A 16,358-nucleotide genomic window follows, 5' to 3' on the forward strand; every position below is an offset into this window, starting at 1 on the left:
GCTCCGAAACACCGTCCGGAGCGGGGGGCACTCATTTTATCCCTTCACGATTCTCTTTCTGCGCTTCCAGTCGCTCCACGTCCCGGTACCAGCGCGGATGGTGCTTCTGCGCCCAGCGGCGGCTCACCTTCCCTTCAATCATCCCTTTAATCGAGCCTTTGACCCAGAACGCCATATACATATGGATCAGGATGGCGTGGATCAAAATAATGGCCGAGGTCGCGTGGATCAGCAGGCTATAGCGCACCACCTGCATCGGGAAATACTGGGCAAAGTACGGACGCCAGATAATGACCCCGGTCACCAGCAGCACAAAAATCATGCTCATGATGGTCCAGAACATCATCTTCTGTCCGGCGTTGTACTTGCCCACTTTCGCGACTTTGTGCTCGTTGCCTTTCAGCACCTCAACAATGCCCTTCAGCCACGGAATATCCTGCTTGTCCGGGATGTTGTGATGCACGAAACGCACGAACATAAACATCAGCGCCACGAAAATCAGCACCCCGAAGAACGGATGGAGAATACGCCCCATCTGCGGCGTACCGAAGGTCTCGGTCAGCCACTGCAGCGTCGGGAAGAAGAATGAAATCCCCGACAGTGACACCAGGAAGAAGCAGATCACCACCGTCCAGTGACAGGCGCGGTCGACAAACTTCGTGCGCACGATCATCTTTGACTTACTCATGGTGCTCCTCCTCATCGTCATCCACCTCTTTGTTCGGCCCGATGCCCACGTAGTGATAAATCAACCCGGCAAAGGTGGCGATAAAGCCCGCCGCGGAGAGCGGTTTAAGCGCCCCTTTCCACAGGTTGATAGAGGTATCGATCGCCGGATCCTTCGGCAGATTGTGATACAGCTCCGGCTGGTCGAGATGGTGCAGGACATACATCACGTGCGTCCCGCCTACCCCCTGCGGGTTGTAGACGCCCGCGTTGGCATAGCCGCGCGCCTTCAGCTTATCGACCCGCTGCTGGGCAACGTCCAGCATCTCCTTCTTGGTGCCAAAGTGAATCGCCCCGGTTGGACAGGTTTTCACGCATGCTGGCTCCTGACCAACGCTGACGCGATCCACGCACAGGGTGCATTTATAGACCCGGTTATCCTCTTTATTGAGGCGCGGCACGTTGAACGGACACCCGGCGATGCAGTACCCGCAGCCGATGCAGTTATCCTGCTGGAAATCGACAATGCCGTTGGCGTACTGAATAATCGCCCCGGCGGACGGACAGGCCTTAAGACAGCCCGGATCCTCACAGTGCATGCAGCCGTCTTTGCGGATCAGCCACTCCAGCTTGCCGTTCTGCTCGGTTTCGCTAAAACGCATCACCGTCCAGGATTTGGCGCTCAGATCGGCCGGGTTATCGTACACGCCAACGCAATGGCCCACCTCGTCGCGGATATCATTCCACTCGGAGCAGGCCACCTGGCAGGCTTTGCAGCCCACGCAGGAGGAGACATCAATAAGCTTTGCCACTTCCGCTTTGTAATCCCGCGCACGAGGCGCGGGGGTAAAGCCGTTGGTGGCGGAGCGTTTGATGACGTCTTGTGTTTCCATCGACATTTATTCGCTCCTTATGCTTTCTCGATGTTAACCAGAAACGCCTTGTACTCCGGCGTTTGCGAGTTGGAATCCCCTACCGATGGCGTCAGGGTGTTGGCGATATAGCCCTTCTGCGCCACCCCTTCAAAGCCCCAGTGCAGCGGAATACCGACCGTTTCCACCTGCTGGCCGTGAACGTTAAGGGCCTGCAGACGACGGGTAACCACCGCCACGGCGCGAATAAACCCGCGCTGGCTGCTGACTTTCACGCGATCGCCGTTGGCTATGCCTTTGGTCTGCGCCAGGGTCTCGCTGATCTCGACAAACTGTTCCGGCTGGGCGATAGCATTGAGTCGCGCATGCTTGGTCCAGGTGTGGAAATGCTCGGTCAGGCGATAGGTGGTGCCGACATACGGGAACTTGTCTTTCTTGCCCATCCGCACGGCATCTTCCTCGTAGACACGCACCACCGGACTCGAAATCACGTTCGGGTGCAGCGGGTTGGTGCCCAGCGGCGTTTCCATCGGCTCGTAGTGTTCCGGGAACGGCCCTTCCGCCAGCTTGTCAATGGCAAACAGACGCCCCAGCCCTTCCGGCTGCATGATAAACGGCCCGGTATTGCTGCCCGGCGCGGCGGTGTTGTAGTCCGGAATATCGTTCCCGGTCCACTTCGCACCGTTCCACTGGATCAGCATCCGTTTCGGATCCCACGGCTTGCCGTTGATGTCCGCCGAGGCGCGGTTGTAAAGCACGCGACGGTTCAGCGGCCACGCCCAGGCCCAGCCCAGCGTATTGCCCAGTCCTGACGGGTCGGCGTTATCGCGGTTAGCCATCTGGTTACCCTGCTCGGTCCAGCTCCCGGTGTAGATCCAGCACGACGATGCCGTCGTACCGTCATCACGCAGCTGGGCGAAGCTGCTTAACAGCTGGCCTTTCTTCACGATCGGTACGCCGTTGGCATCATAGAGATCCGCCAGCGCATAGCCGTTGTTCTCTTTCGCCACCTCTTCCGATTCCGGGTGATCCGGCTGTTTGTAATCCCAGCGCATCCGCAGCAGCGGCTCGACGCCTTTGCCGCCTTCGGTGCGATACATCTCGCGCAGGCGATGGTAAATCCCGGCCAAGATCTCACCGTCGTTGCGCGCTTCGCCCGGCGCATCCTGCCCCTTCCAGTGCCACTGCAGCCAGCGACCGGAGTTGGCAATGGAGCCGTCCTCTTCCGCGAAGCAGGTCGACGGCAGACGGAAGACCTCGGTCTGAATCGAGGCGGTATCCACGTCATTCATCTCGCCGTGGTTCTGCCAGAAGGTCGAGGTTTCGGTCACCAGCGGATCGATCACCACCATGTACTTCAGCTTGCTGAGGCTGGCGACAATCTTGTTCTTATCCGGGAACGACGCCACCGGGTTAAAGCCCTGGCAGATGTAGCCCGTGACCTTCCCCTTCGACATCATGTTGAAATACTTAATGACGTCGTATGACTGATCCCATTTCGGCAGCCAGTTAAAGCCCCAGTCGTTCTCCTTCTGTGCCGCATCGCCGTAGAAAGATTTCATCAGGCTGACGAAGAACTTCGGATAGTTGCTCCAGTAGTTCACCTGGTCAGGCAGCGTCGCTTTCGGCGTGTTCGCCGCCATATAGCTCTGCAGGTCCGTCTGTTTCTCGGACGGCAGCGTCAGATAGCCGGTCAGGCTGGTCGACAGCAGGCCGAGATCGGTCAGGCCCTGGATGTTGGAGTGACCGCGCAGGGCGTTCACCCCGCCACCGGCCATGCCCATGTTGCCGAGCAGCAGCTGGATCATCGCCATGGTTCGGATGTTCTGCGCCCCGACGGTATGCTGCGTCCAGCCCAGCGCGTACAGGAACGTGGTGGTCCTGTCGGCGGCACTGGTGGAGGCCAGCACTTCACACACCTTGAGGAAATCGGCTTTTGGCGTGCCGCAGATGTTCTCCACTACCTCCGGCGTATAGCGGGAGACGTGCTGTTTCAGCAGGTTCCACACGCAGCGCGGGTCGGTCAGGGTTTCATCGCGTCTGGCATAGCCGTTTTCGTCGAACTGATAGTTCCAGGAGGACTTGTCGTACTGGCGTTTTTCGGCGTCGTAGCCGCTGAACAGCCCGTCGTCGAAGGCAAAATCTTCCCGCACCAGCAGGTTCGCGTTGGTATAGTGCTTAACGTACTCGGCGTTAATTTTGTTGTTTTCGATCAGGTACAGCAGCACGCCGGAGAGGAACGTAATGTCCGTGCCGGAGCGGATTGGCGCATAGATATCAGCCACCGATGCCGTACGCGTAAAGCGCGGATCGACGACGATCAGCGTCGCATCATTGTTGTTTTTCGCTTCCATCGCCCAGCGGAATCCCACCGGATGCGCTTCAGCGGCGTTACCGCCCATCACCATCACGACGTTGGCGTTTTTGATATCAACCCAGTGGTTGGTCATCGCACCGCGACCAAATGTTGGAGCAAGACTTGCTACCGTTGGTCCGTGTCAGACGCGCGCCTGGTTGTCTACCGCCAGCATGCCGAGGGAGCGCACAAATTTTTGCGTCAGCATGCCGGTTTCATTACTTGCCGCGGATGCACACAGCATCCCGGTGGAGAGCCAGCGGTTTACCGTCACGCCCTGCTCATTGGTTTCGACGAAGTTAGCGTCGCGGTCGGCCTTCATCAGCTTCGCGATACGCGTGAAGGCTTCATCCCAGGAGAGTCGCTGCCATTTGTCGGAGCCCGGGGCGCGGTATTCCGGGTAACGCAGACGGTTATCGCTGTGGACATAGTCCAGCAGGCCCGCCCCTTTCGGGCATAACGCCCCACGGCTGACCGGATGATCCGCATCGCCTTCAATATGATAAATCGACTCTTTGGCGTTCTTCGCGCCATCACCCAGGCTATACATCAATAGCCCGCATCCCACGGAGCAGTATGTGCAAGTGTTACGGATCTCTTTGGCGCGCAGCAACTTATAGTTGCGCGCCTGAGCCAGCGCCATTTTAGGGGCGAACCCTAAAGCAGCCACTGTCGTACCGGCCATACCGCCCGCGCAGATTTTAAAAAACTGTCTGCGGCTGACGTCCATTGCTGTCCTCGTTAGATCATTGAGAATTCCGGCGGAAAACTAACAGCAAAGCCCCTGTTTTTTTTGCGGCAAATCAATATCACCGATCTTCGCCCTCTTAATAGTCAGCGGGGAGCGGTTTTATTACTGCTTAATGAGTAGCTGAAGGGAGATTAATTCGCGGAAGGTACTGAAACAGTGCTATAAATTTGCCCCTAAAAATGCAAAGACTGTGGAAATAAGATGGACAGAAAAAAAGCCACCCTGATCGGGCTGGCCGCAATTGTGCTCTGGAGCACGATGGTGGGCCTGATCCGGGGCGTCAGCGAGGGGCTCGGCCCGGTAGGGGGAGCGGCGATGATCTACACGCTCAGCGGTTTACTCTGCCTGATCACGGTCGGGTTTCCTGACCTCCGGCGTTTCTCGCGCCGTTACCTGATTGCCGGCAGCGTGCTGTTCGTCAGCTATGAAATTTGCCTGGCGTTGTCGTTAGGCTACGCCACTACCCGCCATCAGGCGATTGAGGTGGGGATGGTTAACTATCTCTGGCCGAGCCTGACCATTGTGTTTGCCATTCTGTTTAACCGCCAGCGTTCGACCCTGTGGGTGATCCCGGGGCTGATTATCTCCCTGCTGGGCGTCAGCTGGGTGTTGGGCGGCGAGAACGGGCTCAATCCGGCGGAGATTGCCCGTAACATCGTCTCCAATCCGCTGAGCTACGGTCTCGCCTTTGTCGGAGCCTTTATCTGGGCGGCCTACTGCACCGTGACCAGCAAATATGCCAGGGGGCAGAACGGGATTACGCTGTTTGTGCTGCTGACGGCGCTAAGCCTGTGGCTGAAATATGCCTTCAGCGATCAGCCCGAGATGGTGTTCAGCGTGCCGGTGACGATCAAGCTCCTGATGTGCGGCGTGGCGCTGGGGTTTGGCTATGCCTCGTGGAACGTCGGGATTCTGCACGGCAACGTGACGCTGCTGGCGGCGGCCTCCTATTTTACCCCGGTGCTGTCAGCAGCGCTGGCTGCGGTGCTGCTGAGTGCGCCCCTGTCGTTTAGCTTCTGGCAGGGCGCGATGATGGTGTGCGCGGGGTCGCTATTGTGCTGGTACGCCACGCGGGCCCGTAAGGGTTAGGATTCTGCGGCCTGCCACGCCGGGCGGCGCATGCGCTTGCCCGGCCTACGGCGTGGTGCCGTTTGTAGATTTTGTAGGCCGGGTCAGGCGGAGCCGCCACCCGGCATCTCCTCCAGGGTGAGGGAACTGTTCCTGCGCAGCCAGCTTTGCAGCAGCTTCCCGTCCTGGCTCATCTCGCCGTCCTGACGCACGCACAGGTAATAATCCCGGCCATCATCAATGGGCAGTTCGAAGATCTTCACCAGCTCCCCGCTCTCCAGATAGGGGGCAATCAGCGGCTCGCGCATCAGGGCACAGCCCAGCCCCGCCTGCACTCCCGCCAGGGTTAACAGCCCGTCTTCAAACATCGGTCCGCTGCGCCGCACCGGGCGCTTCACTCCCTGCTGGATAAACCACTGCTGCCAGGTGGCGCGCTCCTCGTCGTGCAGGAGCGGCATTTGCAGCAGCTGCTCGGGGGTGTCTATATGCCCGTGCAGGCGCAAAAACGCCCGGCTACAGACCGGCACCATCTGCCCGGAAATCAATTTTTCGCTCTGGTAGCCCGCCCACTGGCCGTTACCAAAGCGAATCGACATATCCGAGGCATCGCTCAGGTAGTTGCGGTGGTTGGCGTAAACCACGTTAATCTCGGTTTGCGGATTGGCGCGCATAAACCCCGGCAGGCGCGGAATAAACCACCCCATGCCAAACAGCGGGATCAGGCTGATGGTCACCTGGCGGGTCTGCACCTGCTCCAGTAAATGCTCCGTGGCCTGGCGCAGCACGTTAAAAGCCGCGCGAATGGAGCGGTAGTAGTCCCGCCCCTGCTGGCTGAGGATCAACCTGCGCCCCTGGCGCTCGGTGAGCGGCATTTGCAGATACCCTTCCAGCACCTTCAACTGATGGCTGACCGCCGACGGAGAGATGTCCAGCTCCCGGGCTGCCTGCGTCACGCTGCCCAGACGGGCTATCGCTTCGAAGGCCCGAACCGCCCGCAGGGGCGGATCGTTCGCCAGCCGGCTCTCGGCAAAGGCCGCCAACGCCATGGATTGTTCTGTTTTATTCATATATTGACCTGTTATGGATAATCAGGTTAATCAGTTATTTATCATAATCTTTAAAATCAATCAGATAACGCAAGCTCCAAAAATCATAAGAAAGAATATATGCGTATTTCACAATTTAATTCAATTATTAGATGTTAACCGCTGAAAGAGCAATTTGTCGGGTAACAACGTTGGACACACTCATACAACAACTGATCAACGGCGTGATGCTGGGCAGCATCTACGCGCTGATCGCGCTGGGCTATACCATGGTGTATGGCATTTTGCGCATTATTAACTTCGCCCACGGCGATATTCTGATGGTCGGCGCGCTGACTACCCTGTCGGCGCTGAATCTTCTCAGCAACCATTTCCCGGCCATGCCGCAGCTATTGCAGCTCGGCTTTGCGCTGGTGATTGCCATGGCGGTCTGCGCCCTGCTGGCGATGGCGGTGGAGCGCTTTGCCTACCGTCGCCTGCGCAACGCCCCGCGGCTGGCCCCGCTGATCTCCGGGATTGGCGTGTCGGTGCTGCTGCAAACCCTGGCGATGGTTATCTGGTCGCGCAACCCGCTGATGTTTCCGCAGATCCTGCCGATGGACCCCATTGCCGTCACCGCAGGCAGCGAGGCACATCCCCCGGCGATTATCACCGTGACCGGCATCGTGACCGTGGCGCTGGCCCTGATTGTGATGACCGGCCTGTGGCTGCTGGTGGAGTACACCCGTCTTGGCCGCGGTATGCGCGCGGTGGCGGAAAATCCGCGCGTCGCCACCCTGATGGGCGTCAATCCAAATGCGATCATCACCCTGACCTTCGCCATTGGCGGCATCTTTGCCGCGCTGGCGGGGGTGATGATGGCCAGCAACTACGGCAACGCCAGCTTCTCGATGGGCTTCCTGCCCGGCATTAAGGCCTTTACCGCGGCGGTGCTCGGCGGCATCGGCAATATTCGCGGGGCGATGATTGGCGGGATCCTGCTCGGCATTATCGAAGCGCTGGGCGCCGGTTATCTGGGCGAGCTCACGAACGGCGTGTTCGGCAGCAACTATCAGGACGTGTTCGCCTTTATCGTGCTGATTCTGGTGCTGGTCTTCCGTCCGGCAGGTCTGCTGGGCGAGCGCGTGGCGCACAGGGCGTAAGGGAAAATCATGACTGCCATTGAACTCAAAACACCGGCGACCAGCGGTAAATTCTGGTCCGGCATGACGCTCTTCGTCCTTGCCCTGCTGCTTGCACCGGTGGTGGCTACCCAGTTGGGCGGCAACTACTGGGTGCGGGTGATCGACTTCGCCCTGCTCTACATCATGCTGGCGCTGGGGCTGAATATCGTGGTCGGCTACACCGGCCTGCTGGATATGGGCTTTATCGCCTTCTACGCCGTCGGTGCCTATCTGGCGGCGCTGCTGGCGTCTCCGCATCTGGCGGAGGTGTTCCCGATCCTCAACGTCTGGTTCCCGGACGGGCTGCACACCTCTTACCTGCTGATTATCCCGCTTGCGGCGCTGGTCGCGGCAGTGTGCGGCATTCTGCTCGGTGCCCCTACGCTGAAGCTGCGCGGGGATTACCTGGCGATCGTGACCCTCGGCTTCGGGGAGATCATCCGCATTCTGATGCGTAACCTCGACCGCCCGGTGAACATCACCAACGGCGCGAAAGGCATTACCGGCGTCGATACCCTCAACCTGTTCGGCCTCAAGTTCAGCGGGGTTTACCACTGGTTTGGCGTCAAAGTGCCCGCCCTGTGGCTGTGGTACTACCTGCTGATGCTGGTGATTGTCGGGATCATTTTTGTCTGCCTGCGCCTGCAACACTCGCGCATTGGCCGGGCGTGGCACGCCATCCGCGAGGATGAAGACGTCGCCCGGGCGATGGGCATCAACGTGCGCAACTTTAAGCTGCTGGCCTTCGCCATGGGCGCCTCCTTCGGCGGCGTGGCCGGGGCGCTGTTCGGTGCCTTCCAGGGCTTTGTCTCCCCGGAATCCTTTACCCTGCAGGAGTCCATTGCCGTGCTGGCGATGGTAGTACTGGGCGGGATGGGCCATATCCCGGGAGTGATCCTCGGGGCGGTGCTGCTTACCGCCCTGCCGGAGCTGCTGCGCAGCCAGGCGGCCCCGGCGCAGCAGGCGCTGTTTGGTTCAGTACTCATTGACCCGGAGATCCTGCGCCAGCTGTTCTACGGCCTGGCCCTGGTCGGCGTGATGCTGGTTCGCCCGTCGGGCATCTGGCCGAAGCGCCACAAGGAGGTGAAAGCATGAGCCTGTTAACCGTGCGCAACATGTCCAAACGCTTTGGCGGCCTGACGGCGGTGGATAACGTCTCGCTGTCGATTAACAAGGGCGAGATCTACGGTCTGATCGGCCCCAACGGTGCGGGCAAAACCACCTGCTTTAACCTGATCACCGGCCTGTATCCGGCCGACAGCGGCGAGTTCGCCATTGCCGACAAACCTTATTTTCCAACCCAGATCGAAAAAGTGACCGCCGCGGGTATCGCCCGCACCTTCCAGAACGTGCGGCTGTTTAACGAAATGTCGGTGCTGGAGAACGTGATGGTCGGTCGCCACGTGCGCACCCGCAACGGCCTGTGGGCGGCGCTGAGCCGTCACAAGCGCGCCCGGGAAGAAGAAGCCCGGACCCTGGAGCAGGCCTGGCACTGGCTGGAGTACACCGGCATTGCGAAGTTCGCCCACTACCGCGCCTGCGACCTGGCCTACGGCCATCAGCGTCGCCTGGAGATTGCCCGTGCGCTGGCCACCGATCCGCTGCTGCTGGCGCTGGACGAACCCGCTGCCGGGATGAACGCGGCAGAAAAAGTGGCCCTGGGTGAACTGCTGACCCGCATTCGTGACGACGGAAAAACCCTGTTGATGATTGAACACGACGTGAAGCTGGTGATGGGGATCTGCGATCGCCTCACGGTGCTGGATTACGGCAAAACGTTAGCCAGCGGCACCCCGGACAGCATGCGCCGCGACCCGGCGGTCATCGCCGCCTGGCTTGGAGGCAATGCCCATGTCTGAATTACTGAAAGTGGAACGTCTGGACGTGCATTACGGCGGGATCCAGGCGGTCCGGGATGTCTCCTTTAGCCTGCGCGAAGGCGAACAGGCCACCCTGATCGGTGCTAACGGCGCGGGCAAAAGTTCCACCGTGCGGGCCATCACCGGGCTGGAGCGTTTTGGCGGCAACATTGAATTTAACGGCAAGCCGGTGCGTAAACAGAAAGCCGAAGGGCTGCTGCGCAACGGGCTGGTGATGGTCCCGGAAGGTCGGGGCATCTTCGCCCGCATGACGGTGCTGGAGAACTTACAGATGGGGGCCTGGCTTAGACGTGACACTGTCACCGTGAAGCAGGAGATGGAAGAGATTTTCGAACGTTTCCCGCGCCTCGGTGAACGCCAGAACCAGCTGGCCGGGCTGCTCTCCGGCGGGGAACAGCAGCTTTTAGCGCTGAACCGCGCCCTGCTCAGCCAACCGCGTCTGCTGATCCTCGACGAGCCGTCGATGGGCCTTGCGCCGAAGATGGTGGAGAACATTTTTGCCGTCATCGCCGGGCTGCGCGAGCGCGGCGTCGCCCTGCTGCTGATCGAACAGAACGCCCGCCTGGCGCTGGAAGTCACCGACCAGGCCTGGGTAATGGACAGCGGCAGCATCGTTCATCACGGGGCATCGAAAGCGATGCTCGACGACGACCAGATTGCACAGATTTATTTGGGCGAAATGCCCGTTTAACGACACCAACCAACATCAGGGAAAAATAATGAAAACCGTAAAAATCAGCGCCCTCAGCGCCGCTATTCTGCTCAGCGGGTTTGCCTCTACCGGAGCCTGGGCCGCCGACAGCGAAACCGTGGTGATTGGCCTGGCGGGCCCACTCACCGGCCCGTCTGCCCGTATCGGTAAAGACCTGGAGAACGGCGCCCAACTGGCGATTGACGACATCAACAAGCAGCATCCGACCATCGGCGGCAAAGCGGTAACCTTCAAGCTACAGTCCGAAGATGACCAGTCGGATCCGCGTACCGCGGTGGCCGTGGCCCAGCGTCTGGTAGACAACGGCGTAGCGGGCGTAGTCGGTCACTGGAACACCGGCACCAGCATCCCGGCGGCACGGGTGTATCACGACGCGGGTATCGCCCAGGTGGCCCCGGTCGCCACCGGTCACGCCTATACCAAACAGGGTTTTGACACCAGCTTCCGCGTGATGGGCCATGACGATGACGGCGGTCAGTTTGCCGGGCAGTACGCCATCGACACCCTGAAAGCCAAACGCATCGCGGTGATCGACGACCGTACCGCCTTTGGTCAGGGGCTGGCGGACGAGTTTATTAAATCCCTCGAAGCTCAGGGCGTGAAGATTGTCGACCGTCAGTACGTTGACGACAAAACCGTCGACTTCAGCGCCGTGTTGACCGCGATCCGTAGCAAAAACGCGGATCTGATCTTCTTCGGCGGCGTGGACAGCCAGGCAGCGCCGCTGGCGCGCCGTATCAAACAGCTGGGGATGAACGCCACCCTGATGGGCGCGGGCGGCTTTGTCAGCCAGACCTTCCTGCAGCTGGCGCAGAAAGAGGGTGAAGGCGTGGTGGCGCTGGAACCGGGCCTGCCGGTGGATCAGATGCCGGGCGGCAAGACCTTTGAGCAGGCGTATCAGTCCCGCTACCACACCCATATCGAACTGCACGCCCCGTTCGCCTATGACGCCACCCGCGTGCTGGTAGCGGCGATGGAGAAAGCCGGCTCGGTGGATCCGGCAGAGTACCTGCCTGCCCTGCGCGCCATCAGCTACTCCGGCGTCACCGGGCAGATCGCCTTTGATGACCAGGGCAACCTGAAAGCCCCGTCGTTCACCGTCTATAAAGTGGTCGACGGCAAATGGCAGCCGCAAACCGTACTGGGCGGCGCAAAAGCTAAGTAACGCAGTGAGGCAATGTGATGAGTGATAATAACGAGCTGGGCATTCTCGCCCGCCGCAAAATTGAAGCAGAAATTATTAAGCCCATTTACGAAATTCTGGTGCGCGAGATCGGCAAGACCCGCGCCCAGGCGGTAATTGGCGAGGCCATTGAGCAGGCCGCCATTGACGCGGGCAAAGCGTTTGCCAGCAAGGAGCCGAACGGCGCGGACGTGAAGAGCTTTATCGCCCTGCAGTATCTGTGGGAGAAGGATAACGCTCTGGACGTGAAGGTGATCGACGCCGACGACCAGCAGTACAACTACAACGTCACCCGCTGTCGCTATGCCGAGATGTATCACGAGATGGGGCTGGGTGAGATCGGCCACCTGCTGTCGTGCGCCCGCGATGAGAAATTTATCGTCGGCTATGCGCCAGATGTGGAGCTGACCCGTACCACCACCATCATGCAGGGCGGCAAGTGCTGCGACTTCCGCTATCGCAGCAGCAAGGACAAAGCATGATCCGCGTGAATGGAGACCGGCTATGGTCGACGCTGGAGAGGATGGCGCAGATCGGCGGTACGCCCAGGGGCGGCGTGACCCGCCTGGCGTTAAGCGACGAAGACCGGATTGCCCGCAACCTGCTGCGCGACTGGGCGCTGGAGGCGGGTTTTTCCTGCGATGTTGACAGCATGGGCAATATGTTTATCCGCCGCGCGGGCAGGAACGCTGCCCTCGCCCCGGTGATGACCGGCTCGCACGTGGACTCTCAGCCGCTGGGCGGCAACTACGACGGGATCTACGGCGTGCTGGCCGGGCTGGAGCTGCTGCGCACCCTGAACGACCATCAGATTGAAACCGAGCGCGATATCGTGCTGGTGAACTGGACCAACGAAGAAGGGGCGCGTTTTGCTCCGGCGATGCTCTCTTCCGGCGTCTGGACCGGGCAGTTCAGCGAAGCGTACGCCCACGCCCGGGCCGACCGGGATGGCATTACCGTAAGTGAAGCGCTGGATACCATTGGCTATCGCGGCGAACGCCCTGCCCGCGCCTTCCCGATCCACGCCTGCTACGAGCTGCATATCGAACAGGGGCCGATTCTGGAAGATGAAGCTGTTGATATCGGACTGGTACGTGCGGCGATGGGCCAGCGCTGGTTTACCCTCACGCTGGACGGTTTCGCCGCCCATGCAGGCACCACGCCGATGCACAGCCGACGCGACGCCTTAACCGCCTTTGCAGAGCTGGCGCTGAAGGTGGAAGCCATTGGCTATCAGCATGCGCCCGACGGCCGCGCGACAATTGGGATGGCTGAAATCACGCCGAACTCGCGCAACGTGGTCCCTTCCCGGGTGGTGTGCAGCGTCGAGTTCCGTCATCCGGAAAGCGCGGCGCTGATTGCGATGGAAACCGCCCTGCATCAGGCGGCGGAAAGCCTTACTGCGCGCGGCATCACCGCAGAGGTGGAGCGCATTTTCGACTATGCGCCTATCGCCTTTGACGCCGGCTGTCTTGCGCGCAGCGAGAAAGCGATAGCAGAGCTGGGGTACAGCGCGAAGCCGATGGTTTCCGGTGCCGGGCACGATACCTGCTATATCAGCAAAATCGCGCCGGCCAGCATGATCTTTATTCCGTGCGTAAAAGGCATCAGCCATAACGAAGCGGAAAAGATCCTGCCGGAATGGTCAGAGAAAGGCGCCAATGTGTTGCTGCATAGCGTGCTGAGTGCGGCGCAGGAGCGCTAAACAGGCACTTTCCCCGGCCAACGGCCGGGGAACCTTTTATGAAAAAACCTTACAGTATGTTGTAACTATGACCGGTTATTTCCCCAGCTTCGACAGCATCTCCGGGTGCATGAATTTATGGATCACCAGCATAAAGATGACTGAAGGCACCAGCAGGATCAGCGCCGTAATGGATGACATCTGATAGTTACCCGACATGCTGGCGGTATAGAGCAGTATCGGCAGCGTGTTGATCTCCGGCGCGCCGACAAAGAAGGTAGCGGTAAACTCATCCAGCGACTCCAGAAACACAAAGATGCTGGCGGCAATCAGCCCGGGCGCTGCCTGCGGCAGGATGATATGGAAAAAGGTGTAGACCGGCCCGGCCCCGAGATTGCGTGACGCCCGCGCCAGCAGCGGATCGAGCGCCGAGAACGCCGCTACACTGATCCAGATGGAGTACATCAGCCCATGCACGCTATGCACCAGCACCACCCCGGCGATGGTTCCATTCAATCCCCACTGGTAGAACAGACGCGCCACGTTCATATAGACGGTCAGGTTCGGGAAGGCCTGCGGGATCAGAAACAACAGCATAAAGAAGGCGCGGCACGGCATGGAACGGTGCGAAAGCGCATACCCGGCCGGGATCGAAATCAGCAGGCACACCACCACTGACAGCAGGGCAATGAGTACGCTGATGGACAACGAGCCGGAGACGTCGCTGTAGGGGCTGAATACCTGCCCCCAGTATTTCAGCCCCCATTGATTGGGCAGCGTATGTGGGAAAAACCAGCTCTCCGCCACGGTCCAGATCAGCAGGTTCAACAGCGGGCCAAACAGCGCCAGCACCAGAAAGGTCAGCAGCAGGGTTTGCAGAATAAAGCTGCCGCGAATTCTATGAAACAGCGCGTTCATCAGTGGGTTCCTTTCGCATTCAGACTGTGACGGAGATAGAACCAGGACAGCGCGGCGCACATCAGATAAGAGATCACCCCCATCGCGTTCGCCACCGGATAGTCGCCATAAGAGTTAACGCGAAACGCCATATCCACGGTCATCATCGTCGGCGTACCGGTGCCGATCATCAGGGGGACGGAGAGCACCGACATCATGGTCACGGTGGACAACACCATCGCGATGCCTATGGTCGGCAGCATCTGGGGCAAAATAATGTCGAACAGGATCCGCACCCGGGAGGCACCGAGGTTTTTCGCCGCCAGAATATGGGTTGCGTCCACCGCCGCCATGGCGCCGCCGATCAGCAGCGTGGTAAACGCCATCTGCTTCCAGACAAAGGTAATAATGATCCCGCTCCAGCCGAGCAGCGAGCTGGTCTCCATCGGCGTCATCACCCCGAGGGCAACCAGCACATTGTTCATCAGGCCATTCTTCGCCAGGAAGGTGCGCATCATCTGCGCGGCTACGATAAACGGAATGAACAGCGGCAGGCGGTATAAAAAGGCCAGCGCCTTAACGAGGCGACGACAGGGTGAGAGCACAATTACGGCGGAAATGGTGATGGAGAGCAGCGCCAGGATCGCCAGCGAGGCCAGGACAATAATCAGGGTAAAAAGAATATCGTTGGAATAGAGGCTGAACACTTTTTCAAAGTGCGCCAGGGTTAAGCCTGTTTCATGGGTAAAAGCCGACATGAGCGAGTAGCCCAGCGGCCAGAGAAAAAAAATGCCAATCATCAGGGTAGCCGGGGCAACCAGCAGGAGAGCGTTAAGTGCGTGTCGCATGAATAATCACCGCTAAAAGGTGCCCGGCAGAGACCCGCCAGGCACGTCATCTATTCAGTTTGAAACCTGGCTCTCGTAGCCTTCTTTGATATCGTCAAAGAACGGTTTGATTGGGAAGCTTTTGCCGTTTTCCGCTAAGGCTTCCGGCGAAATTTCCGCAAACAGCTTCTGCCAGGTGGCATCGTCCAGCGCCCCTTTCACATATTTGGCGTCGATGCCCGGGTACCAGTTGAACTGCTTAACGATCCCCTCAGCCTGAATCTCCGGGCTGGTCGCCAGCTCGATAAAGGCCTGGGCCAGTTTTGCCTGCGCGGCTTTGGCCGGTACAACGTAGTACATCGGCTGCCCTGGCATGCCCGGTGCGATTAAAGCCAGCTTGATGGACGGCGGCAGTTTGCCCTGATCTTTCCAGCTGTAGAACATATCAACCCATACCGGCCCCATGGTAATTTCGCCCCGGCTCAGCATATCCAGGGTTCCGGCATTACCCGGCGTAAAGGTGATGTTTTTATTGAACTCTTTCAGCTTAGCCCAGGCCGGGCCCCACGCCTTTTCAACCCCTTTATCGTAAGGCAGCGCGGTAAGACGCTCGGCCGGCGTGCCGTAGGCGTACATCCAGCCCACCACAAAGCTCACGCCCGACATGCCGTTTTTGATGCCGTTATAGCCAAAGGCTTTGGGATTTTTTTCCGACCACTGCACCAGCTCGTCGTAGGATTTCGGCGGGGTGTTGATCAGGTCGCTGTTGTAAGCAATCGCCGTCTGGCTGAGGAACATAGGCATCACATAGCCGTCAACGTTGACCCCCAGCGCGTTTCTTGCGTTCTCGGCGGTGGTCATGGTGCCGGTTTTAACCGACTGGCGGTAATTCTCAAGCAGCCCTTTCTCGACCAGCTGTCCGCCTGCGGCCTGATGTACGACCGCCACGTCGATATCCCAGGTTTTGGCGCCGCTCTGCTCCTGCGCCGTCAGTTTTTCAATAATCTTGTTCGATCCGGCATCGCCTGGCCCGGTGCCGACCACCTGCACTTTTACCCCCGGATGGGCGGCTTCAAATTTCGGTCCCAGCCAGGTTTTGACGTAGTCCACCATATTCTGGTCACCTGCGGTGGCGACGTTGAGTACCGTTTCGGCATTCGCCCCGTGCAGGCAGCCCAGAGTCAGTGCGACGGTGACAGCCATTTTTGTTTTTACGGACATGATCGTTCCCCAGAAAAAGTGTGTGTCGGTTG

The 16,358-nt window shown here is 59.4% G+C and carries 15 protein-coding genes; 8 read left to right on the forward strand and 7 right to left on the reverse strand.

The genetic code is table 11. From position 1 onward, the window contains the following. Nucleotides 1–31 precede the first annotated feature (31 nt). Genes fdnI through fdnG form a run of 3 tightly spaced genes read right to left on the reverse strand, consistent with a single transcriptional unit; the run spans nucleotide 32 to nucleotide 4,624 of the window. A complete protein-coding gene (gene fdnI / locus ES815_RS20640; protein WP_142489487.1) occupies nucleotides 32–688 on the reverse strand; it encodes a formate dehydrogenase-N subunit gamma in 657 nt (218 codons plus the stop codon). Continuing rightward, nucleotides 681–1,565, reverse strand: coding sequence for a formate dehydrogenase subunit beta (gene fdxH / locus ES815_RS20645; RefSeq protein WP_142489488.1), 885 nt, complete (start codon nucleotides 1,563–1,565; stop codon nucleotides 681–683). Before fdxH ends, fdnI begins: the two co-directional genes overlap by 8 nt. Before the next feature lie 11 nt (nucleotides 1,566–1,576). Continuing rightward, on the reverse strand, nucleotides 1,577–4,624 hold the full coding sequence (gene fdnG, locus ES815_RS20650; protein ID WP_142489489.1) for a formate dehydrogenase-N subunit alpha: 3,048 nt from the start codon (nucleotides 4,622–4,624) through the stop codon (nucleotides 1,577–1,579). A 222-nt stretch (nucleotides 4,625–4,846) separates the two neighbouring features. On the opposite strand from fdnG, the gene yddG reads away from it, so the two are divergent. After that, a complete protein-coding gene (gene yddG, locus ES815_RS20655) occupies nucleotides 4,847–5,734 on the forward strand; it encodes an aromatic amino acid DMT transporter YddG (protein ID WP_142489490.1) in 888 nt (295 codons plus the stop codon). 83 nt (nucleotides 5,735–5,817) lie between these two features. Here yddG and ES815_RS20660 read toward each other — a convergent pair whose 3' ends face one another. Next, entirely contained in the window at nucleotides 5,818–6,780 is a 963-nt protein-coding gene (locus tag ES815_RS20660) for a LysR substrate-binding domain-containing protein (protein ID WP_142489491.1), read from the reverse strand. Nucleotides 6,781–6,950: 170 nt separating this feature from the next. On the opposite strand from ES815_RS20660, the gene ES815_RS20665 reads away from it, so the two are divergent. The 7 genes from ES815_RS20665 to ES815_RS20695 are packed head-to-tail and all read left to right on the forward strand — an operon-like array spanning nucleotide 6,951 to nucleotide 13,402. After that, a complete protein-coding gene (locus ES815_RS20665; RefSeq protein WP_142489492.1) occupies nucleotides 6,951–7,901 on the forward strand; it encodes a branched-chain amino acid ABC transporter permease in 951 nt (316 codons plus the stop codon). Nucleotides 7,902–7,910: 9 nt separating this feature from the next. Further along, nucleotides 7,911–9,017, forward strand: a complete 1,107-nt coding sequence (locus ES815_RS20670) for a branched-chain amino acid ABC transporter permease (RefSeq protein ID WP_142489493.1) — start codon at nucleotides 7,911–7,913, stop codon at nucleotides 9,015–9,017. Continuing rightward, entirely contained in the window at nucleotides 9,014–9,781 is a 768-nt protein-coding gene (locus ES815_RS20675) for an ABC transporter ATP-binding protein (RefSeq protein ID WP_142489494.1), read from the forward strand. Before ES815_RS20670 ends, ES815_RS20675 begins: the two co-directional genes overlap by 4 nt. Next, a complete protein-coding gene (locus ES815_RS20680; protein WP_142489495.1) occupies nucleotides 9,774–10,493 on the forward strand; it encodes an ABC transporter ATP-binding protein in 720 nt (239 codons plus the stop codon). Before ES815_RS20675 ends, ES815_RS20680 begins: the two co-directional genes overlap by 8 nt. A gap of 28 nt (nucleotides 10,494–10,521) precedes the next feature. After that, the gene (locus ES815_RS20685; protein WP_142489496.1) at nucleotides 10,522–11,679 is read left to right on the forward strand and encodes a branched-chain amino acid ABC transporter substrate-binding protein; all 1,158 of its coding nucleotides are present in this window, start codon (nucleotides 10,522–10,524) and stop codon (nucleotides 11,677–11,679) included. Between the two features lie 17 nt (nucleotides 11,680–11,696). Further along, nucleotides 11,697–12,179, forward strand: coding sequence for an L-2-amino-thiazoline-4-carboxylic acid hydrolase (locus tag ES815_RS20690; RefSeq protein WP_142489497.1), 483 nt, complete (start codon nucleotides 11,697–11,699; stop codon nucleotides 12,177–12,179). Beyond that, nucleotides 12,176–13,402, forward strand: coding sequence for a Zn-dependent hydrolase (locus ES815_RS20695; protein WP_142489498.1), 1,227 nt, complete (start codon nucleotides 12,176–12,178; stop codon nucleotides 13,400–13,402). The genes ES815_RS20690 and ES815_RS20695 overlap by 4 nt, the downstream gene beginning before the upstream one ends. A 75-nt stretch (nucleotides 13,403–13,477) precedes the next feature. Here the strand turns inward: ES815_RS20695 and ES815_RS20700 are convergent, their stop codons facing one another. The 3 genes from ES815_RS20700 to ES815_RS20710 are packed head-to-tail and all read right to left on the reverse strand — an operon-like array spanning nucleotide 13,478 to nucleotide 16,326. Further along, nucleotides 13,478–14,299 carry an ABC transporter permease gene (locus ES815_RS20700; RefSeq protein ID WP_142489499.1) on the reverse strand — a complete coding sequence of 274 codons (822 nt, stop codon included), beginning with the start codon at nucleotides 14,297–14,299 and terminating at the stop codon, nucleotides 13,478–13,480. Continuing rightward, nucleotides 14,299–15,126 (reverse strand): ABC transporter permease, encoded by an 828-nt coding sequence (locus tag ES815_RS20705; RefSeq protein ID WP_142489500.1) that lies wholly within the window; start codon nucleotides 15,124–15,126, stop codon nucleotides 14,299–14,301. Before ES815_RS20705 ends, ES815_RS20700 begins: the two co-directional genes overlap by 1 nt. A 54-nt stretch (nucleotides 15,127–15,180) precedes the next feature. Further along, nucleotides 15,181–16,326 carry an extracellular solute-binding protein gene (locus ES815_RS20710; protein ID WP_142489501.1) on the reverse strand — a complete coding sequence of 382 codons (1,146 nt, stop codon included), beginning with the start codon at nucleotides 16,324–16,326 and terminating at the stop codon, nucleotides 15,181–15,183. Between the last annotated feature and the right edge of the window lie 32 nt (nucleotides 16,327–16,358).

This window comes from Leclercia adecarboxylata, assembly GCF_006874705.1.
Classification (GTDB): Bacteria; Pseudomonadota; Gammaproteobacteria; order Enterobacterales; family Enterobacteriaceae; genus Enterobacter; species Enterobacter adecarboxylatus_C.